The sequence below is a fragment of the Candidatus Mycolicibacterium alkanivorans genome (assembly GCF_022760805.1).
In the GTDB taxonomy this organism is placed as follows: Bacteria; Actinomycetota; Actinomycetes; order Mycobacteriales; family Mycobacteriaceae; genus Mycobacterium; species Mycobacterium alkanivorans.
Map to the genome: position 1 here is coordinate 1,760,861 of NZ_JAIVFL010000001.1, position 20,242 is coordinate 1,781,102.

Annotated in this window: 13 protein-coding genes and 6 pseudogenes; 9 read left to right on the forward strand and 10 right to left on the reverse strand. The window is 67.2% G+C overall.

The window, feature by feature from the left end:
• Positions 1-56 precede the first annotated feature (56 nt).
• Complete coding sequence (locus K9U37_RS08885; protein WP_243073293.1) at positions 57-818, reverse strand: glutaminyl-peptide cyclotransferase; 762 nt, start codon at positions 816-818, stop codon at positions 57-59.
• A 1,162-nt stretch (positions 819-1,980) separates the two neighbouring features.
• Between K9U37_RS08885 and K9U37_RS08890 the strand changes: the two genes are divergently transcribed.
• Positions 1,981-2,271, forward strand: coding sequence for a hypothetical protein (locus K9U37_RS08890; protein WP_243071378.1), 291 nt, complete (start codon positions 1,981-1,983; stop codon positions 2,269-2,271).
• Between the two features lie 59 nt (positions 2,272-2,330).
• Here K9U37_RS08890 and K9U37_RS08895 read toward each other — a convergent pair whose 3' ends face one another.
• The gene (locus tag K9U37_RS08895; RefSeq protein WP_243073493.1) at positions 2,331-2,726 is read right to left on the reverse strand and encodes a hypothetical protein; all 396 of its coding nucleotides are present in this window, start codon (positions 2,724-2,726) and stop codon (positions 2,331-2,333) included.
• The gene (locus tag K9U37_RS08900; protein WP_243073494.1) at positions 2,723-3,772 is read right to left on the reverse strand and encodes a hypothetical protein; all 1,050 of its coding nucleotides are present in this window, start codon (positions 3,770-3,772) and stop codon (positions 2,723-2,725) included. Before K9U37_RS08900 ends, K9U37_RS08895 begins: the two co-directional genes overlap by 4 nt.
• Before the next feature lie 804 nt (positions 3,773-4,576).
• Between K9U37_RS08900 and K9U37_RS08905 the strand changes: the two are divergent.
• Positions 4,577-5,791: pseudogene (locus tag K9U37_RS08905) on the forward strand (ISAzo13 family transposase); the annotation flags it as partial.
• 21 nt (positions 5,792-5,812) lie between these two features.
• Positions 5,813-6,028 (forward strand): annotated as a pseudogene (locus tag K9U37_RS08910) (transposase); the annotation flags it as partial.
• 73 nt (positions 6,029-6,101) lie between these two features.
• On the opposite strand, the gene K9U37_RS08915 reads toward K9U37_RS08910, so the two are convergent.
• On the reverse strand, positions 6,102-6,563 hold the full coding sequence (locus K9U37_RS08915) for a helix-turn-helix domain-containing protein (protein ID WP_243071379.1): 462 nt from the start codon (positions 6,561-6,563) through the stop codon (positions 6,102-6,104).
• A gap of 101 nt (positions 6,564-6,664) precedes the next feature.
• Here K9U37_RS08915 and K9U37_RS08920 point away from each other — a divergent pair.
• From K9U37_RS08920 to K9U37_RS08930, 3 pseudogenes are all read left to right on the forward strand, one after another.
• Positions 6,665-8,063 (forward strand): annotated as a pseudogene (locus K9U37_RS08920) (IS1380 family transposase).
• A 402-nt stretch (positions 8,064-8,465) separates the two neighbouring features.
• A pseudogene (locus tag K9U37_RS20460) lies at positions 8,466-8,630 on the forward strand (transposase family protein); the annotation flags it as partial.
• An 886-nt stretch (positions 8,631-9,516) separates the two neighbouring features.
• Positions 9,517-10,062 (forward strand): annotated as a pseudogene (locus K9U37_RS08930) (transposase); the annotation flags it as partial.
• Between the two features lie 138 nt (positions 10,063-10,200).
• Here the strand turns inward: K9U37_RS08930 and K9U37_RS08935 are convergent.
• From K9U37_RS08935 to K9U37_RS08960, 6 genes and pseudogenes are all read right to left on the reverse strand, one after another.
• Positions 10,201-10,329, reverse strand: coding sequence for a helix-turn-helix domain-containing protein (locus tag K9U37_RS08935; protein WP_372489458.1), 129 nt, complete (start codon positions 10,327-10,329; stop codon positions 10,201-10,203).
• Positions 10,329-10,601 (reverse strand): annotated as a pseudogene (locus K9U37_RS08940) (ferredoxin family protein); the annotation flags it as partial. The gene K9U37_RS08935 and the pseudogene K9U37_RS08940, both read right to left, overlap by 1 nt.
• Before the next feature lie 319 nt (positions 10,602-10,920).
• On the reverse strand, positions 10,921-12,573 hold the full coding sequence (locus tag K9U37_RS08945) for an oligopeptide ABC transporter substrate-binding protein OppA (protein ID WP_252394414.1): 1,653 nt from the start codon (positions 12,571-12,573) through the stop codon (positions 10,921-10,923).
• A gap of 73 nt (positions 12,574-12,646) precedes the next feature.
• Positions 12,647-14,488 (reverse strand): oligopeptide ABC transporter ATP-binding protein OppD, encoded by a 1,842-nt coding sequence (locus K9U37_RS08950; RefSeq protein WP_243071382.1) that lies wholly within the window; start codon positions 14,486-14,488, stop codon positions 12,647-12,649.
• Entirely contained in the window at positions 14,485-15,402 is a 918-nt protein-coding gene (locus K9U37_RS08955; RefSeq protein WP_243071383.1) for an oligopeptide ABC transporter permease OppC, read from the reverse strand. Before K9U37_RS08955 ends, K9U37_RS08950 begins: the two co-directional genes overlap by 4 nt.
• On the reverse strand, positions 15,399-16,376 hold the full coding sequence (locus K9U37_RS08960; protein WP_243071384.1) for an oligopeptide ABC transporter permease OppB: 978 nt from the start codon (positions 16,374-16,376) through the stop codon (positions 15,399-15,401). The genes K9U37_RS08955 and K9U37_RS08960 overlap by 4 nt, the downstream gene beginning before the upstream one ends.
• A gap of 314 nt (positions 16,377-16,690) precedes the next feature.
• Between K9U37_RS08960 and cysD the strand changes: the two genes are divergently transcribed.
• The 3 genes from cysD to K9U37_RS08975 are packed head-to-tail and all read left to right on the forward strand — an operon-like array spanning position 16,691 to position 20,234.
• Positions 16,691-17,620, forward strand: a complete 930-nt coding sequence (gene cysD, locus K9U37_RS08965) for a sulfate adenylyltransferase subunit CysD (RefSeq protein WP_243071385.1) — start codon at positions 16,691-16,693, stop codon at positions 17,618-17,620.
• Positions 17,620-19,509, forward strand: coding sequence for a sulfate adenylyltransferase subunit CysN (gene cysC / locus K9U37_RS08970; protein WP_243071386.1), 1,890 nt, complete (start codon positions 17,620-17,622; stop codon positions 19,507-19,509). Before cysD ends, cysC begins: the two co-directional genes overlap by 1 nt.
• Positions 19,506-20,234, forward strand: coding sequence for a 3'(2'),5'-bisphosphate nucleotidase CysQ (locus K9U37_RS08975; protein WP_243071387.1), 729 nt, complete (start codon positions 19,506-19,508; stop codon positions 20,232-20,234). The genes cysC and K9U37_RS08975 overlap by 4 nt, the downstream gene beginning before the upstream one ends.
• The last annotated feature ends 8 nt before the right edge of the window (positions 20,235-20,242 follow it).

Genomic DNA, 20,242 nt, shown 5'->3' on the forward strand with positions numbered 1-20,242 from the left:
GGCCTGAAGTCGCGGCTATTGCGTAATCGGTTGACCACACGGTCTCGTCGTCGACACTACTTCGCACCGGCAACGTCGAACCGGACGCGGAAGGTCGCCGGCCAGTACTTGCCTGTCAACAGGAATTCGTTGGCCCCGGCGTACGCAATGCCGTTGAGCAGTTGGGCCTGTGCTCGCCGCGCGTCGTCGAGCAGCCAGCCGGCGTCCACTACCGCCGTGACCTTGCCTGCCGCGGGGTCAATGCGGACGATAAGGTCAGTCGGATACACGTTCGCCCACACCTGACCGTCCACGCACTCCAGCTCGTTCAGGCCGGTAAAGGGCTTCCCTTGATAGGTAACGGGCACCGATCCGATCTCGGCGAAGGAGGTCGGGTCGTGGAACCGCAGCCGGTCTGTACCGTCGCTGCGTACCAACCGGTTCCCGTCGTAGCACAGGCCCCAGCCCTCGCCGCTCATGGGAACCTGGCGTAGCGGGGTGAAGCTGGCCTTGTCCCACTCGATCGCGACACCGTTCTTCCACGTGAGTTGCCAGATCCGATCTCCGACGACGGCGAGTCCCTCGCCGAAGAAATCCGGCGGAAGCGGGGCCGCGCGGAGCACTGCGCCGGTCGCCGGGTCCAGTTCACGCAACTGAGACTGGCCCACCTGACCGGTGCTCTCGTACAAGGCGGGGCCGTCGAATTGAAGGCCCTGGGTGAACGCCGCCGGGTCGTGCGGAGTTTCGGCGATGACCGTGGGCGGTCCCATCGGCACATCGGCGGGCTCATTCTGCTGCTGCACCGCAGGTGCGTTACCACCACAGCCGGTGGCCGCCATCAGCAAGATGGCGGCGCTGACGACCCGCAGTAGCACGGCGAGTGCCGCGGCGCGACCGGACTTCACGTTGGCAACAGTAGCCAGATACCCGCAACGGGGGCTCGGTTTTTCGATCACACTTATTCGCTATGGCCACCTTCACGCCGTCACCGACTCCGATTCGTCGGCCGGCTCGGCGAGGTAGAAACGGCGGGGTGGAGACGGGAAATCGAACCCGCGTTCTCAGCTTGGGGTCTGGTTGCTGGGTCCGCTACCGTCCGCCACGGTCCAGTCACACGACCGCAGTTCTCTTGTGGCCCTTGGTGAATCGTTCATACCAGTCCACGACAGTCCACAATGGTCTGAGGGTGCGGGGCGGCGAGTTTTCGATGAGTTGTGACAACTGACAACGTGGTGACACTGATTACGACCCTCAACTCCGTCCGGAGTCGGATCGGCGCCGGCGGCATGCGCTCCCGTGATCGGCTACGGCTCCGCTTGCACTCACAGGCGATGCCGTCGTGGTTCCGACCAGCAGTGGGTAAAAGCCCTGAAATGGTGCAGTGTGGGCGGCGGCGTCAACCGGAGCCATTTGGATAGCGCGACAGCTCGTCATCTGACACGCATCCAAAACACCACCGCCGTCAGCTACCCGTGGGCTACCATCCCCGATGCCAAGCGCCCCGAAGAGCACTGTGGTTAAGGTTGTCTTCGGGACTGGGACTTTCAAGATTCAGGGGAAACATGCAAGTTGTCGCGTTCGCGGCATCATTCTGTGTAGTCCTGCAAGACGGAGGTGGAGTCAGAGCAGACGGCTTCCCGATGACCGGTACTTACGTTGACAGATTCCCCGAACAAATCACTGTCCCTCTGGTCCTCGCCGTCTACACCCGGGGGGCAGCGACTACGATCCGCGCCAGTAGATTGTCGCCACGTCACCTGATGGTGAACGCCTCAGCGTCTTAGAGTGCACTTGGCATTGGCCCGACAAACCGGGCATACCCGTCAAGTACTGGGTCCTCGCCTGCCATCTAACATTCGTGGTGCAGTCTCCAGACGTATACAGCGTCGGCTTGTACGACACCCCCGACGCGACAGAAACCGACCATCAATTCCTTCTGCCGGTGCTGAAGGCCAACCCACTACTGCCGCCTCCACCACAGGCCTCGACTCGCAACCAACTTTGATCGGCAACGGCTGCGCCCTTGTGAACGTTGCTGACGATCTCGCATCCCTTGCCGCACCGCTCGCACAACGCGTCGTGGTTTGGCGAGGCATCCGGTCGATCAACAACACATTCGGAGTCTCTTCCGGCGACCTCGAAACTCTTGTCGACTGCACACTCGAGGTCGACCAGTTCTTTGCCACGACCGCCGACCGGCGCGTCGCGGAAGCTGAATTTGCAGAGCCCGCCACCGCACCCGCACTCTACAAAGTCACAGTTCAGCCCCGTACCGAGGCCGTCTCTTGCTAGGGCGTGGATTCCCGGGGGCGTCGGGGTCGCCGACACCCCCGGGATCCAACCGCACTGGGCTAGCGGTTACGTGGTACCGCCGCCGGCACCGCCGACACCGCCGGCGCCACCCGCGCCGCCAGCACCGCCAGCGCCACCCGCAGCGCCGGTCTGGCCCGCGGCGCCCGTACCGCCGGCTTTGCCAGGTCCGCCGGCAACGCCAGCAACGCCGGAGCCGCTGGTGCCGCCCTTGCCGCCGTCACCGCCCTTGCCGCCGTCACCGCCCTTGCCGCCGTTACCGGTTGCGGCTTGGCCGGTGCCGAGTAGGGCGTTGACGCCACCGCTGCCGCCGCTGCCGCCGTCACCGCCCTTGCCGCCGGTGCCGCCGTCACCGCCCCTGCCGCCGGTGCCGGCCTGGCCGGGTTGGAGGCCGAACGTGCCCGCTGCGCCGGGTGCGCCGCCGTTGCCGCCGTCACCGCCCTTGCCGCCGTTGGCGCCGGTGCCGCCGTTGCCGCCGCCGCCGCCGCCGCCGCCACTTTCGCCGGGGAATACGGCGCTGCCGCCGTTGCCGCCGCCGCCGCCGCTGCCGCCGGCCGCGCCAGCGCCCGCCGCCGCCGCCGCCGGCGTTACCGCCGTTGCCGCCCCGGCCGAAGACGATGCCGCCGGCGCCGCCGGCGCCGCCGTTGCCGCCCTTGCCGCCGTCGACGCCGGTGGCGGTCGAGGCCGCGCCGTTGCCGCCCTTGCCGCCGGCGCCGCCGTCAGAGAACAAGACGTTGGTCCCGTTCGCGCCGGCACCGCCGGCGCCGCCGTTGCCGCCACCACCGAGGGCGTTACCGCCGGCGCCGCCGGCGCCGCCGTTGGCAGAGACGAACGGTGGTGGTGTCCCGCTGCCGCCGGCACCGCCATTACCACCAGTAGCGTTGCCGTTGCCACCGGTCTGCCCGGTGCCTGGGGCCCCATTGCCGCCGCTCTGGTTGGGCAACGCGCCGTTCGCCCCGAAGACGTTGTTCGGTACGGCGGTGGGGTTCACGCCGTTGAGGCCGCCGCGGCCGCCACCGCCGCCGCCGCCGTTGCCGCCGTTGCCGAATAAGCCGGCATTGCCGCCGTTGGCGCCGCTAGTAGCCTCGATGGGCCCGCCAAGACTGTTAACGCCGTTGGCGCCGTTGCCGCCGTTGCCGCCGTTGCAGCAGAGGATGCCGGCATTGCCGCCGGGGGTGGCCTGCGTGACGAAGCCCGTGACCGGGTTGATGCTGGCGTTAGTACCGTTGGCGCCGTTGCTGATGAAGATGTTGACGAACGGGATCGCACCGCCGATCTGTCCGATGCCGCTGAGGAACGGGTCCGCGATTGCGAGCGGATTCCCGCCGCCGAGCCCGGGGATCCCGCCGAGTGCGGGTCCGAAGATGCTGGTTACTAAGTTGAGCGGGTCCGGCTGAGCCTGCGCTGCGGGTGCATTCATCAGAGCCGCGGCCGGAGCGATCAGTACGACACCGGCCCCGCCGATTGCCGCCGCCGTTGCCACGAATGGGCGTTTCGGGTTCCGCGACCGCCGATGAGCGCCGGTACCTCGGTTGCTACGGTTGGACATTTGGGAAGTCTCCCTTCAACTAGTGCTTGACCACCAAGCAAGTAGCAACGTAGCACCGCGCACATCATCGGAGACCAAATTCCGATAGTTTCGTTGGAAATAGTTGCGTTGTGAAGTAGCCAACTGTTTCCGATTCAAAGAAAGACTGAGAATCCATCAGCCTGGCTTAGTAGCGGAACACGTCCCGGTACGCGCCCTATCGATGCAGATCAGGAGCCATATAGCGGTTTCTTATGCTGCGTCGCGCCGCGGCCGAGACGTCGCACGCCAACTGAGACTCGGCGGTCTATCAGGTTGCGCTCAGGTTCAAAATTCGCCGGCTCGCACCGGCGAGGCTGGACCGCACCAAGTATTTGCGTAGGAAAGCAAACTGCAGGCAAACTATTTCTGTACGCAAGAACATTACCTCAACGGCCATTTTTGGCGAACTTTCATAAAATCGCTCGCGCGCGTCGTTCCGGGCCGCTCGACGCCCGCTCCACCTCCGGCTCATCGGCAAGCAGTGAACGTTAACGTGCTGGTAACAACCGCTAGCCTGGCCGATACGAGCCAAGAAAGCTGACCGCCCCTCCAGGTGACGAGCGGGCACTCCACGGTCAGCTTTCTTGGCTCGTATCGGCCATCAGCAAAGAAGGTGAACACTTCGTACACCCGTTAATGCTCACCGTCGATCCCCGGTGGCTTAGGGCATGTGATTAATTAACATCGTTTTAGGGGTTTGGGCGTTACGGTTGTGCTATGGCGGATCTGGCCGACTCGGTGGCGCGGCGGTATGCGATTGTTCGGCCCCATTTGTCGGAGTTTCAGCGGCGGTTGTGGCTGGGTGCGGAGGCTGCCGAGTTGGGGCCTGGTGGTGTGGCGGTGGTGGCGCAGGCGACCGGTGTTGCTGCCGATACAGTGCGCCGGGGCCGCAAGGAGGCTGATGGGGGGATCGTCCCTGGCGCGGGCCGGTCGCGGCGGCCTGGTGGTGGCCGCAAGCGGGCCGAATCCCATGACGGGGAGTTGGTGGCTGCGTTCGAGTCGCTGATCGTTCCGGTGACCAGGGGTGATCCGATGTCGCCGTTGCGGTGGACCTCGAAGTCGATCCGCGCTTTGACTGCGGCGTTGCGCGGGGGTGGGCACCTGGTCAGCGATATGGTGGTGCGCCGGTTGCTGCGCGAGCGGGGCTACAGCCTGCAGGCCAACGCCAAGACCGCCGAGGGTGGCCAGCATGGCGACCGTGAGGCCCAGTTCGCGTACCTCAACGATCAGGCCACCGCCCATTTGGCGTCGGGGGATCCGGTGATCAGTGTGGACACCAAGAAGAAGGAGCTGGTCGGGGCCGACAAAAACGGTGGCCGGGAGTGGCAGCCCGCGGGGCATCCCGAGCAGGTCAAGGTCCATGACTTCATCGACCGGGAGCTGGGCAAGGTCAACCCCTACGGGGTGTACGACGTGGGCGCCAATACCGGGTGGGTGTCGGTGGGTACCGACCACGACACCGCAGCGTTCGCGGTCAATACCATCCGAGCATGGTGGCAGAACGCTGGAAAGAGCCTGCACCCCAACGCTTCCCGACTGTTGATAAGCGCTGATGGCGGCGGCTCCAACGGCTATCGCACCCGACAGTGGAAAACCGAACTCGCCACACTGGCCGCCGATACCGGCCTGACGATCACCGTCTGCCACCTGCCGCCGGGCACCAGCAAGTGGAACAAGATCGAACATCGCTTATTCTGCCACATCTCGATGAACTGGCGCGGCAGACCGTTGACCAGTCACGAAGTCATCGTCGAAACCATCGCCGCGACCACCACAAGCACTGGACTGACCGTCCACGCCGAACTTGACCGCGCGACCTATCCCACCGGTGTCAAGATCCCCGACCAACAAATGAAAGACCTTGAAACCAAACAGATCCTGACCCGACATGACTTCCACGGCGAATGGAACTACACCCTCCACCCGCAACCACGACACGCCGTACCGAACTAAATAAATAAAGAGATCAAGCGTCGGGCCGACGTCGTGGAGATCTTCCCCAACCCGGCGGCGTTCCTGCGCCTGGCCACCGCGGTGGTCATCGAAGCCCATGACGAATGGCAGGTCACCCGCCGCTACCTCTCCGATGTCTCCATGGACGACCTGCGCGCCGTCATCGCCACGAAACAGGCCGCAGCAGCACTTGCCAAACAACACCAAATCGCATAGCGTTCAACATGACTCGTTGATCACTGCGCGTGAACCACGCCAGATCCGAAGTCCACCAAACCATGGGACGCTATCACGCATCGACGGCGATCGGGGCCTCCCAGGCCGCCAGGGCTCCCTGCATCAGTCCCAAATGCACGGGACATATCATCTCGCGGCGGGTGCGGGCCAGCTCCAAGAACGGACAGTTACGCAACCCGATCTTGTCCACATCGGTTGTGCCTGAGTGTTTCTCGGGGGCGAATCCCAGGTCGGTAAGCAGATCGGTGAGCCGATCGATGGCCTGGCCTCGGCGCGGCGTGTTCGCGGGCTCGGTGAGATGTTTCGCGCACGCCCGTCCCGCTGGGTCGCGCCCCCGCGAGATGGCGTCGGCGAGGGTCCCTGCCAGCATCCGGTAGTCACGCGGGCCGGCCGGGTCCATGCCCGGCACCGCCCGGAACATCAACGGTGGGCGGCCCGGCTTGGCGCGGTCGGCCTCGACACCGTCGACCTGCCCGGTTTTCAGCAGGGCGTCTAGCCTCGATTTTTCGCGCAATGCCCCGGGTGGAGTGTGTTGATACGCGAAAGTGCCTGTCCTGCAAGGAATAATAGGACTTCTTAACGGTTCCATTAGCCTGGCTGGAAGGCGCTTCGCAGGTGAAGAGTAGCGCAGCGGTTTCCCGAGTGAAAGTGTCCGCGGATGGTCATGGCGTCGTGTCTCACGCCGGGGTGGGGATGCTGCGGGAACTGGCGGATCTGTCCGGGCTGTCGGCGGGGGTCACCGCGGCGTTGGCCGACACCTATCGGGGCCCGTGGATCTACCCGCCGGGGGCGGTGTTCGCCGATCTCGCCGCGGCGGTCGCTGACGGCGCGACCTGCATCGACGGGGTCGGGCAGTTGTGCGGGGACCGTGAGCACGTGTTCGGTCCGGCCGCCTCGACGACCACGATGTGGCGGCTGGTCGACGAGCGGATCGACGCCGCGCACCTGCCGGCGATCCGGGCGGCGCGCTGCGATGCGCGGGCGGCGGCGTGGCTGCCGGGGCTGCGCCGGCCGCTGGCAGGTGGCTGCACATCGACCTCGACGCCACCATCACCATCGACCATTCCGACAACAAGGAGAACGCGGCCGCGACCTGGAAGAAGACCTACGGTCACCACCCGCTGCTGGCGTTCCTGGACCGCCCCGAGGTCGCCGGCGGCGAAGCGCTGGCCGGGCTGCTGCGAGCGGGCAACGCCGGCAGCAACACCGCCGCCGATCACATCACCGTGTTGGGCTGGGCGCTGGAATCGCTGCCGGCCGCCTACCGACCCGACCCGCACGATCCCACCGCCCACAAGATCCTGGTGCGGTCGGATTCCGCCGGTGCCACGCACAAGTTCGCCGCCGAATGCCGCAGGCAAGGGGTGGGGTTCTCGTTCGGGTTCGCCGTCGACGCCCGCGTGCGCGACGCGGGTCGACACCCTCAACCTCGCCGAGGCCTGGTATCCGGCGATCGACTCCAGCGGCGCGATCCGCGACGGCGCCTGGGTCGCCGAGGCCACCGGCCTGGTCGAGATGAGCAGCTGGCCCGGGAGGGCACCCGGCTGATCCTGCGCAGGAACGCCCCCACCCCGGCGCGCAGCTGCGGTTCACCGACGCCGACGGGATGCGGGTCACCGCCTTCATCACCGACACACCCAACGGCGTCGTCGACGGGCAACTCGCCGGCCTGGAGCTGCGGCATCGCCAACACGCCCGCGTCGAGGACCGCATCCGCGAGGCCAAAACCACCGGGCTGCGCAACCTGCCCTGCCACGGCTTCGATGCCAACGCTGCCTGGCTCGAAATCATCCTCACCGCAACCGATCTCGTGGCCTGGACCAAACTCATCGGCTTCGCCGACCAGCCCGACATCGCCGGCTGCGAGATCGACACCTTCCGCTACCGCGTCCTGCACGTCGCCGCCCGCATCACCCGCGCCGCCCGACGCACCCACCTGCGCATCGACGCCACATGGCGCTGGGCCCACGCCATCGCCACCGCATGGCAGCGCCTGCGCACCGCCTTCGGTTGACCACCGCGCCACCCGTCCACCACGACCCGAAAGACCCACCGGCCCTGGAAAGCCCGCCACACCGAGCGACACCGGCCAAACCGTCACACCCACCCACCGAAACCGCGCCCGAACAGCCCCAGCCGACCCCGAACCGCACTCCGACCAATTCGCACGCAAAATCGAGGCTAGGAGGGCACTGAATAACCCCTCCGGTGGGTGGCGTGTCTGACGGCCGTGGGTGGTGTGTCGTGTGATGATGTTGTGGTGCAAGGGATTACGCGGTCGGAGCGGAGTTGTTGGACGCGCAGGCGCTGGTCGGGAGCTGGTGCCGGAGGAGCGTGTTCGCGTTTCTGGCTGAGCACCGGGCGGGTTGTTTCCGGATGAGTTCATCGCCGACCTGTTCCCTCGGCGACGGGGCGGCCGTCGCTGCCGGCGGATCTGGTCGGGTCGGTGCTGGTGCTCAAGGAGCTCTACGACCTATCCGATCCGCAGACCGCGGAGGCGTTGCGGTTCGACATCCGGTGGAAGGTGGCGTGTGGACGGTCGTTGAGCCAGACCTCGTTCGATCCGTCGACGCTGGTGTACTGGCGCAAGCGGATCGCAAGGTCGGATCGCCCGGACCGGGTGTTCGACGCGGTCGCGCGGGTGATCGCCGACACCGGGGTACTGACCGGGCGGCGTAAGCGGTGCGTGGATTCGACGGTGTTCGACGACGCGGTCGCCACCCAGGACACGGTGACCCAGCTGGTGGCGGCGATGCGGAAGGCGGCGCGGCTGGTGCCCGGCGCGGCCGCGGTGATAGCGCGGGTCGCGAAGCTGGACTACGCGAAACCCGGCAAGCCGGACATCGATTGGGACGACCCTGCTGCCAAACAGGAGCTGGTGTCGGTGCTGGTGTGTGACGCGTTGGCGGTGCTGGCCGAGCTGACCGGACCGGACGCGCCGCAGCGGGAGGCGACCGCGGCGGACGCGTTGGGTTTGTTGGCGTTGGTCGCCGGGCAGGACGTGGAACCCGCCGACGGCTCCGACGGCACCGACGGGCGGTGGCGCATCGCCCGCAAAGTCGCCCACGACCGGGTGATCTCGACGGTGGACACCGAGGCCCGGCACACCCGCAAGTCGAAGTCAAACCGTAAGGACGGATTCCGCGGGCACGTCGCGACCGAACCGGAGACCGGGTTGATCACCGACACCGAGCTGACCAGGGCCGCCGGCGAGGAGGGCAGCGACGCTGTGGTCGGAGAGCAGATGATCGCCCGCGACAGCTACCACGGCACCGGCGCCGACGACGCGGGCCCGGACGCGGCCCCGCCCATCGCCGACACACCGGGCGGCACCGATGACGGTGCGACGCAACCGGATCCGGCCCGAAGCCGGCACACACGGGCGAGGACTCCTCCTCATCCTCCTGGGTTGGTGCGGTTGTCGATGGGGTGGCCGCCGGGACCGCCGAGAACGGGCGCCGGTCGGGGCTCGAGTGTACGGCGACTCCGCGTACGGCACCGGCGAAGCCCGCGCGAAGTACCGCGACGGCGGGCACGACACGGTGATCAAACCGAAGCCGCTGTGCCCGGCCGTGCCCGGCGGGTTCACCCTCGACGACTTCACCATCGACGAGCAGGCGCGCACCGTCACCTGCCCGGGCGGGCACACCCGGGTCATGAGCCCTAAACGCAGCGTCACCTTCGGCAAGCTGTGTGCCGGTTGCCCGCTGCGCGACCAATGCACCACCGCCGCCGACGGCCGGTCGATGAGCATCCACGAGCACCAGGCCCTGCTGCGCGCGGCCCGCGCGCAGGCCCGCACCCCTGAGTTCGAACGGGACTACCCGACCCGGTCCAGCGTGGAACGCATCATCGCCTGGGTCGCCACCCAGCGTGGGCGCCGGGTCAAGCTGCGCTACCTCGGTGTCACCAAGAACCACGCCTGGCTGCGCAACCGGGCCGCCGCGATCAACCTGCGCACCCTGGTCAACGCCGGCCTCACCCACCGCGACGGGGCCTGGGCCCTGACCTGACCGCCAGCGCCTCCGGACCGACCCAGTTCACCACCAGCCACCAAGTCACCGTGACGTCGGCCCCAGTTCCCACCAACGCATTTCGGGAAATCCCGGACCACCGCCGCCACGCCGGCCAAGATCCGACCCACCCGTTGTTCAGTGCCCTCCTAGGTGGAAACGCGCGGTGTTGGGGTGAATCGTCAACCGCTCGGCGATCTCGGTGATGCTGAGCGGCGTGGCCGCCGACCGCAGCACCGCCAACACGTCGTGGCGTCGGCTGGCCATCACTGCTCCTGGGGTGCCATGCCGGCCACCAACGGGGTGTCGACTCCGCTTGCGCCCACTTTGGCCGCACCCCCCGGCGACCCCAGCGGGTGGTCCTGCCCGGGCAGGGCTTCAAAGAAGAACGCGGCGTTGTCGCCGAGATGCTGCTGTTGGTCGGCGGGCAGATCGTCTTCGTAGTAGATCGCCTCCACCGGGCACACCGGCTCGCAGGATCCGCAGTCCACGCACTCATCGGGGTGGATATACGGCGCCCGTGCACCCTCGTAGATGCAGTGATGTCGAGATCACAGCTGAGACTCGCCGGCCGGATTTCCATATCCGCGGGGCCGGTGGGGAACCGAACGAGGTTCGCAGAAGTGACGCATTCCCTTCCCGGGACGGGCGGTGCAGAATCGAGGCGTGGGAGCCGGGTGCGGATGGGCCAGCTTCCGGAGGCGAAAGACTTTGGCGCACAAGGTGCGTCGGCTCGTCGACCGCGGCGTGATGACGCCGGCTGCTGCACAGCCCTGCGGCTGTTGGTGTCGGCGATCGCGGCGGCGGCACGACTGGAGGCGGCGCTGCCGCAAGCGGTCCCGCGCCTGGTACAGCGCGCTACTTCATGAAGCCGATCGCGCTGTAGTTCAGGTCGCCCAGCCCGGTGGGGCCGAAGTTCGCCAGGTTGCTGCGGACCGCGACGTTGCCGGGGGACTGGAACAGCGGCAGGCTGAACACCTCGCCGAAGATGAGCTTGTCCGCCTCGTTGGCCAGCGCGCGGGCCTTGTCCGGGTCCAGTTCGTCGAGGACCTGCTCGACCTTGGCGTCCAATTCGGGGCTGGAGATCTTGCCGAAGTTGCTTTCGGCCCCCGTGGTGTAGATCTGGTTGAGGCAGCACAACGCGAAAGCGTCACCCACCCAGGAGAATTGGGCGATGTCGAAGTCGCCGACGTTGACGTAGTTGGTGAAGAATCCGTTGCCCGGCTTGGCGTCGATCGAGAGCTTCACCCCGATCTGAGCCAGGCTGTTCTGCGCGACGAGCGCGACCTGGCGGGTGGTCTGGGCGTCATAGAGGACGTCGCGGATCACCAGCTGTTTGCCGTCCTTCTCCCGGAACTGACCGGTGAGCTTCCAGCCCAGCGCGTCGAGTTCGGCCTTGGCCTTCTCCGGGTCGTAGGCCACGACGGCGCTGTTGTCCTGATAGCCCTTCTGGCCCGCCACGAAGATGTGGTTGTTCAGCGGCACTGGCTTGTCGACCAGGCCGCGCTGGGTGACGTCGGCGATGGCTTGGCGGTCGATGCCCTTGGCGATGGCCAACCGCAGCGCCTTGTCCGACAGGATCGAACCGGGCGCGCCGTTGAACGTCAAGTGAGACCAACTCAGCCCCGGCGCCCGGCGAATCGAGATGCCCGCGGTGCGCCGCGCGATGGTCAGCTCGTCGAGCGATCCCACCCCCGTCGCGTCGATGGTGCTGTTCTGTAGCGCCGGGATGCGTGCCGCGTCGTCGAGCACGAGGTAGGTGATCGAGTCCAGCAGCGGCGGCGTGCCCCACCACTTGGGGTTGCGGGTCAACACAATGCGCTGCGCTGTGCGGTCCAGGGTGGAGACCATGAACGGGCCTGCCGAGGGCCCGGGTCCGTTTAGCTGACCTTTGTTGAACACCTCGGGGTTGGAGGTCATGCTCTTGGGCAGCAGCATCGTGTTGCCGGCGAACATGCCCCGCCATTCGGCGTAGGGCTTGGCGAAGGTGATGATGGCCTGGCGGTCGTCGACGCCGCGAGTCACCGAGCCGACGCGGTCGCTGCCGTTGGGTGCCGCGATCGCGTACGCCTTGTCCTTGCCGCTGGTGGCGTTGATCTGCGAGGCGATGTCCTCCCAGGTGATCGGCGCCCCGTCGGACCACGTCGCCTTGGGGTTGATGGTGTAGGTCACCACCTGCGGGCTGGTGCGGGTCAGCTCGACGTTGGTGAAATAGTCGGTGTTGACCTTCATCGAGCCGTCGGCGGCTATGACGAATGCGCGCGGCATGGTGGCCCGCAGCATCGAGCCGGCGTCGGCCTGGTTGCCGTCGATGTTGAGGGTGTTGAAGTTCGACGGGAACGCTGACAGCGCCAGCCGCAGGTTGCCGCCCTTCTGCAGGGTGGCCGGGTCCTGCGGGTTGATATCGCTGGTGGAGCCCACCTCGGCATTGCCGCCGGCCGACGGCACCTCACGCTTGGTACTCGAACATCCCGACACCACCAGTACCACCGCTGCTCCCGCCGCGAGCAGACGCACAATCGCGTTCCGGAGGCCTGCTGAGTGCGATTGTGTGTCTGTTCGCGCGAGGGTCACGGCACTGATGCTAACCGCGGGTCGGATCCGGCCGCGGAATAGCGGCGAGCAACTTCTGGGTGTACGCGTGGCGCGGGTTGGTGAAGATCTCGTCGGCGTCGCCGTATTCCACGATCGTGCCGCCGTACATCACCGCCACCCGGTGGGCCAGGTGTTTGACCACCGACAGGTCGTGGGAGACGAACAGGTAGGACAGGTCGAACTGCCGCTGCAGATCCAGCAGTAGGTTGATGATGCCGGCCTGGATGGAGACGTCCAGCGCCGAGACCGGCTCGTCGAGGGCCAGAATCTTGGGCTGCAAGGCCAAGGCTCTCGCGATGCCGATGCGCTGCTTCTGGCCGCCGGAGAACTCACCGGGGTAGCGGCTGGCGTCGGCGCGGCCCAGCCCGACGGTCTCCAGCAGGTCGGCCACTCGGGTGTCGATGGCCGACTTGTCGAAACCGTTGGCGCTCAACGGTTCCGCGAGCAGTTCGAAGACGGGCAGCCGCGGGTCAAGCGAGGCCACGGGGTCCTGGAACACCACCTGCAGGTCGCGGCGCAGCTCGCGCCGACGCGCCGGGGTCAAAGTGGCGACGTCGTTGCCGAGCACCTCGATGCTGCCCGACTGCGGCGCGGTGAGTTCGAGGATCTCGTGCAGGGTGGTCGACTTCCCGGAGCCCGACTCGCCGACGATGCCCAGGGTGCGGCCGCGCGGCAGGTCGAAGCTGACGCCGTCGATCGCGCGGACCTCGCCGATCGTGCGGCGAAACACCACGCCCTTGGTGAGCCGGAACGTCCTTACCAGCTCGCGCACTCTGACCACGACCTCCGGATCGGTCTCGTCCTCGGCGCTCACCGGCTGCGTGGACACGCCGTAGATCTCGGCCGCGGTGCGTCCCTGCACCAGTTCGGTGCGGATACAGGCCGCGGCGCGGCCCTCACCCATCGGCAGCAGCGGCGGCTCCTGGACGCGGCAGTCGTCGATGCCCAGCGGGCAGCGGGGGGCGAACGGGCACCCCGGGGGAAGGTTGACCAGCGAGGGCGGTGCACCCGGAATCGGCACCAGCCGACTGCCCTGCGGGGAGTCCAGCCGCGGCGCTGAACCCAAAAGCCCTGCAGTGTAGGGCATTCGGCGGTCCCGATACAGCTCGTCGACGCCGGCTACCTCGACCGCGCGCCCGGCGTACATCACCAGGGCGCGGTCGGCGAACTCGGCGACCACACCCAGGTCGTGGGTGATGATCAGCACGCTGGCGCCGGTCACGTCCCGCGCGGTCTGCAAAACCTCGAGAATCTGCGCCTGCACCGTGACGTCCAGTGCCGTGGTCGGCTCGTCGCAGATCAGCAGGTCGGGGTCGTTGGCGATCGCGATGGCGATGACGACGCGCTGGCGCTCACCGCCGGACAGCTCGTGCGGGAAGGCACCCGCCCGACGGTCGGGCTGGGCGATGCCGACCAGGTCGAGCAGGTCGACGGCCCGCGCGCGGGCGGCCTGCTTGGACACCTCGGGGTGGTGTACCCGGATGGCCTCGGCGATCTGGTCGCCGACGGTGTAGACCGGGGTCAGCGCCGACATCGGGTCCTGGAACACCGTGCCGATCCGTCTTCCGCGGATCTTCGACATCTCCGCGTCGGGCAGTCCGAGCAGCTCCCGGCCGCCGAGTCGCACCGAGCCGGACACCCCGGCGTATTCGGGAAGCAGTCCGATGACCGCCATCGCCGCGGCCGACTTGCCCGAACCGGACTCGCCGACCATCGCCACCACCTCGCGGGGGACGACGTGGTAGGTCAGGCCACGTACCGCCCGGAGGTCGCCGGTGTCGGTGGGGAAGCTGACGGCGAGGGCGGTGACCTCCAGCAGCGGCTCGGTCACTTTCGCTTCTTCCGGCCTCGGCGCAGCGTCGCGCTGGCCGGGTCGAGCGCGTCGCGCAGCCCGTCACCGGTTAGGTTGGCGCACACCAGAATCAGGACCAGCACCGCGGCCGGGAACAGAAACACCCAGGGGAAGGTGGTGGCCGACTTGGTGCCGTCGGCGATCAGCGTGCCCAGCGAGACATCGGGCGGCTGCACACCGAAACCAAGGAAGCTCAGCCCGGTTTCGGCCAGGATCGCGACCCCGACGTTGAGCGCGGTGTCGATGATCAGGATCGAGGCGACGTTGGGCACGATGTGGCGGGTGATGATCCGCCAGCTCGGCACGCCCATATATCTTGCGGCTTGGACGAATTCGCGCTCCCGAAGGCTCATCGTCAGGCCGCGCACCATGCGCGAGCTGACCATCCAGCTAAACCCTGCCAAGAGCACGATCAGCAGTGCGATGTTGGCGGAGTTCTTGGTGCGCGGTGTGATGATCGCGATCAGGATGAAGCTGGGCACCACCAACAGCAGGTCGACGAACCACATCAGCGCGCGGTCGCGCCAGCCGCCGAAGTACCCGGCGACCGACCCGATGGTGGCGGCGATGGCCGTTGAGATCACCGCCACGCACACGCCGATGAGCATGGATTTCTGCATGCCGCGCAGGATCTGGGCCAGCAGGTCCTGTCCGAGCGCGTTGGTGCCGAACCAGTGTTCGGTGCTCGGCGGGGCCTGCAGCGCGTAGAAGTCCAGCTCGGTGAAGGACCACGGCAGCAGTGGCGGCAGCGCGTAGCAGCCGACGAACAGCAGCGCCAGGATCGCCAGCGAGGCCATCGCCGGGCGGTTGCGGGCAAAGCGGCGGAGCACCAGCGTGCGCCGGCTGGCGAACGCCTGCCGGGCTTCGGGCCGGGCAACTTCGATGTCGGTCATGTCACCCGCACACGGGGGTCGAGGATGGCGTAGATGACATCGGAGAGCAGGCCCGCCAACAACACCACCGCGCCGGTGAAGACGGTGATCGCGGCGACGATGTTGGTGTCCTGGGTGGCGATGCCCTGAACCACCCACTCGCCCATACCGTGCCAGCCGAAGATCTTCTCGACGAACACCGCCCCGGTGACCAGACCGGCCACACCGTAGGCGAACAACGTCGCCATCGGAATCAGCGCGGTACGCAGTCCGTGCTTGAACAGGGCCTGCCGACGGGTCAGCCCTTTGGCCCTGGCGGTGCGGATGAAATCCTGCCCCAGCACGTCGAGCATCGCATTGCGTTGGTAGCGGCTGTATCCCGCGATCGCGCTCAGCGCCAGGGTGACCGTCGGCAGGATCAGGTGCTGCATGCGGTCGACGAACTGGTTCCACGCACCGCCGACCGCATCGGGCGACGTCTCGCCGGTGTATTCGAAAAGCTGAACACCGAGAATCGAATTCACCCGCAGCGCGGCCAGGATCGCGAGGTTGGCGATCACGAACGTCGGTGTGCTGATCACCAGCAGCGACAGCAGGGTGATGACCCGATCCGACAACCGGTACTGCCGGATCGCCCCCCACGCACCCACCACCACGCCGATCACCGTGCCCAGCACCGAGCCGATCAACAGCAGTCGCAGGCTGACGCCGATGCGCCGCCATAGTTCGTCGGAAACCGGCTGGCCGTTGACCGTGGTGCCGAAGTCACCGCGCACCGCGCCGGCCACCCAGTGGCCGTAGCGCAGGGGTATGGGCTTGTTCAGGTCCAACTCGGCGGCCTTGGCGTCGATCACGGCCTGTGGCGGGCGTGGGTTGCGCTGTAACAGGCTGTTCAGCGGTGAGAAGGTCAGGGACGTCAGGGTGAACGTCAGGAACGACGCCAGCGCCAGCAGCACCAGGTAGTTGAGCAGCCGACGGGCCAGGAACCGCGTCATAGGCGACCGACCGACGCTGGATGCATGCAGCACAGGGTAGGAGATCGCAGCCGCTGACGCGGTGAACAGCGCGTCGCGTTGCGCCGACAACGGCCGCGACGGGCACGCTGAACGAGGTCACCCTCTAACTCCAGCCCGGCCGTTGAGTTTGCGCCCAGATCGCGATCCGGGGCCGCTGTCACGATCTGTGCGCAGACTCGACGATGCCGGAGCATGCGCCGAACCCTTGACGTTTGACGTATCGCCCATCGCTGGCTAAATTCCGGGTCAGCTTTGTAATTCTGGTCAAACCTACCAACTTTGCGAGGAAAACAATGGCACGTCCGGTGGTCGAACGGCCCAAACCGGGGCAGTACGAGCTGAGCCATCTGAGGTCGCTGGAGGCCGAGGCCATCCACATCATCCGCGAGGTCGCTGCAGAGTTCGAACGCCCGGTGCTGCTGTTCTCCGGCGGCAAGGACTCGATCGTGATGCTGTACCTGGCCATCAAGGCTTTCGCGCCCGGACGGTTGCCGTTCCCGGTGATGCACGTCGACACCGGCCACAACTTCGACGAGGTGATCTCCACCCGTGACGAACTGGTCGCCCGCCACGGCGTGCGTCTGGTGGTCGCCAGCGTCCAGGAAGACATCGACGCCGGCCGGGTGGTCGATGACGGCCCGTCACGCAATCCACTGCAGACCGTCACGCTGCTGCGGGCCATCCGGGAGAACAAGTTCGACGCCGCGTTCGGTGGTGCCCGGCGCGACGAGGAGAAGGCCCGCGCCAAGGAGCGGGTGTTCAGCTTCCGCGACGAATGGGGTCAGTGGGACCCCAAGGCGCAGCGCCCCGAGCTGTGGAACCTCTACAACGGCCGGCACCGCAAGGGCGAGCACATCCGCGTGTTCCCGCTGTCGAACTGGACCGAGTACGACATCTGGGCCTATATCGGCGCCGAGGACATCCCGCTGCCGGTCATCTACTACGCGCACCGCAGGCCGGTGTTCCGCCGCGACGGAATGCTCTTGGCTGTCCACGAATTCATGCAGCCCACCGCCGAGGAAGAGGTCTTCGAGACCGCGGTGCGGTTCCGGACCGTGGGCGACGTGACGTGCACCGGGTGTGTGGAATCGACGGCGGCTACCGTCGAGGAGGTCATCGCCGAGACCGCGGTGTCGCGGCTGACCGAACGCGGCGCCACCCGCGCTGATGACCGAATCTCCGAGGCCGGTATGGAAGACCGCAAGCGGGAGGGCTACTTCTGATGACTGAATCCAACTCCCGGGTCGCCGCCCTGCTCCCGTCCGGATCGCTGCTGAGAATCGCCACCGCCGGTTCCGTCGATGACGGCAAGTCCACTCTGATCGGCCGGCTGCTTTACGACTCCAAGGCCGTGATGGAAGATCAGCTCGCGGCCGTCGAGCGGACCTCACGCGAACGCGGCAACGACTACACCGATCTGGCGTTGGTGACTGACGGCCTGCGCTCCGAGCGCGAGCAGGGCATCACCATCGACGTCGCCTACCGCTACTTCGCCACGCCCAAGCGGAAATTCATCATCGCCGACACCCCGGGCCATATCCAGTACACCCGCAATATGGTCACCGGTACCTCGACCGCTCAGCTGGTGATCGTGCTCGTCGACGCCCGCCACGGGCTGCTCGAGCAGTCGCGCCGGCACGCGTTCCTGGCTTCGCTGCTCGGTGTGCAGCATGTGGTGCTCGCCGTCAACAAGATGGACCTGATCGGCTGGGATGAGGAGCGCTTCAACTGGATTCGCGACGAGTTCCACGCGTTCGCTGCCCGGCTGGACATTCACGACGTCACCACCATTCCGATGTCGGCGCTCAACGGAGACAACGTCGTCACCGAGTCGGACAGGGCGCCGTGGTACGATGGACCACCGCTGCTGTCCCACCTCGAGGACGTTTACATCGCCGGTGACCGCAACCTTGTCGACGTGCGCTTCCCGGTTCAGTACGTGATCCGCCCGCAGACCGTCGAGCACGCCGACCATCGCAGCTATGCCGGCACCGTCGCCAGCGGTGTGCTGCGTCCTGGCGACGAGGTCGTGGTGCTGCCGAGCGGAAAAACCAGCCGTATCACCGTGATCGACGGTCCGACCGGGCCGGTCAACGAGGCGTTCCCGCCGATGGCGGTCTCGATCAGCCTGGCCGACGACATCGACATCTCCCGCGGCGACATGCTGGCGCGTCCGCAGAATCAGCCGACGGCGACCCAGGAGTTCGACGCGACGGTGTGCTGGATGGCCGACGAGGCGTCGCTGGAGCCCGGCCGCGACTACATCATCAAGCAGACCACTCGCACCACGCGGGCCAGGGTCGTCGGGCTGGACTACCGGCTCGACGTCAACTCGCTGCATCGCGACAAGAGCGCAACGGCGTTGAAGCTCAACGAACTCGGCCGCATCACGCTGCGCACGCAGGTGCCGCTGCTGCTCGACGAGTACGCGCGCAACTCCGCTACCGGATCGTTCATCCTGATCGACCCCGACACCAATGTGACGGTGGCCGCCGGCATGGTGCGCGACGCCGCGCCCGCATCGGCCCGAAGCGCATCGCCCAATACCGTGCGCAACCAATCGTTGGTGAGCGCCGACGACCGGCTGACCAAGGGCCGCACGCTGTGGTTCACCGGGCTGTCCGGGTCGGGCAAGTCGTCGGTGGCGGTGCTGGTGGAGCAGAAGCTGCTCGAACACGGTTGTCCCGCATACATTCTCGACGGTGACAACCTGCGCCACAGGCTCAACGCCGACCTCGGGTTCTCCATGGCCGACCGCGCCGAGAACCTGCGCCGGCTCGCCCACATCGCCACGCTGATGGCCGACGCCGGCCTGACGGTCCTGGTGCCGGCGATCAGCCCGCTGGAGGAACACCGGGAGCTGGCCCGCAAGGTGCACGCCGACCAGGGGGTGGAGTTCTTCGAGATCTTCGTCGACACCCCGCTGGAGGACTGCGAGCGGCGCGACCCCAAGGGCCTGTACGCCAAGGCCCGCGCCGGCGAGATCACGCACTTCACCGGGATCGACAGCCCCTATCAGCGGCCGAAGAACCCGGATCTGCGGCTGACGCCCGAACGCGGTCCTGACGAACTGGCTGATGAGGTGGTCGAGCTGCTCGAGGCGCCCCGGTGAGCGATCACGAGCTGGCCGCGGCGCTGGCCACCGAGGCCGGCCGGCTGCTGCTCGACGTGCGGACCGAGTTGGCCGAGGCTCCCGCGGATGAGCGAAAAGCCGTGGGCGACAAGCGGTCCCACGACTTCCTGATGGCGGCATTGGCAAAACAGCGCCCGAAGGACGCGGTGCTCTCCGAGGAGGGCGCCGACGATCCGGTGCGGCTGCGCAGTGAACGGGTGTGGATCGTGGACCCGCTGGACGGAACGCGGGAGTTCTCCGAGCTCGACCGCGACGACTGGGCGGTGCATGTTGCGCTGTGGCAGGCCGGCGAGCTGATCGCCGGTGCGGTGGCGCTGCCCGCACAGGGCATCACCTTCGCCACGCCGACTGTGGCTGCACCGCCGGCCGCGCCGGTGGCGCCGCGCATTGTGGTTTCGCGCACCCGACCGCCGGCGATCGCCCGGCGGGTGCGTGACGCACTGAACGGGACGCTGGTCGAGATGGGCTCGGCGGGCGCGAAGGTGGCCGCGGTGGTGCAGGGGCGAGCCGACGTCTACGTCCACGCCGGCGGGCAGTACGAGTGGGATTCGGCGGCGCCGGTCGCGGTGGCGCGGGCCGCCGGGCTGCACACCTCGCGGATCGACGGCTCGCCGCTGCAGTACAACCGGCCCGATCCACTACTGCCTGACCTGGTGGTGTGCCGGCCGGAGTATGCCGAGGCGGTGCTGGCCGTTACGCAGTAGCGTTGCGG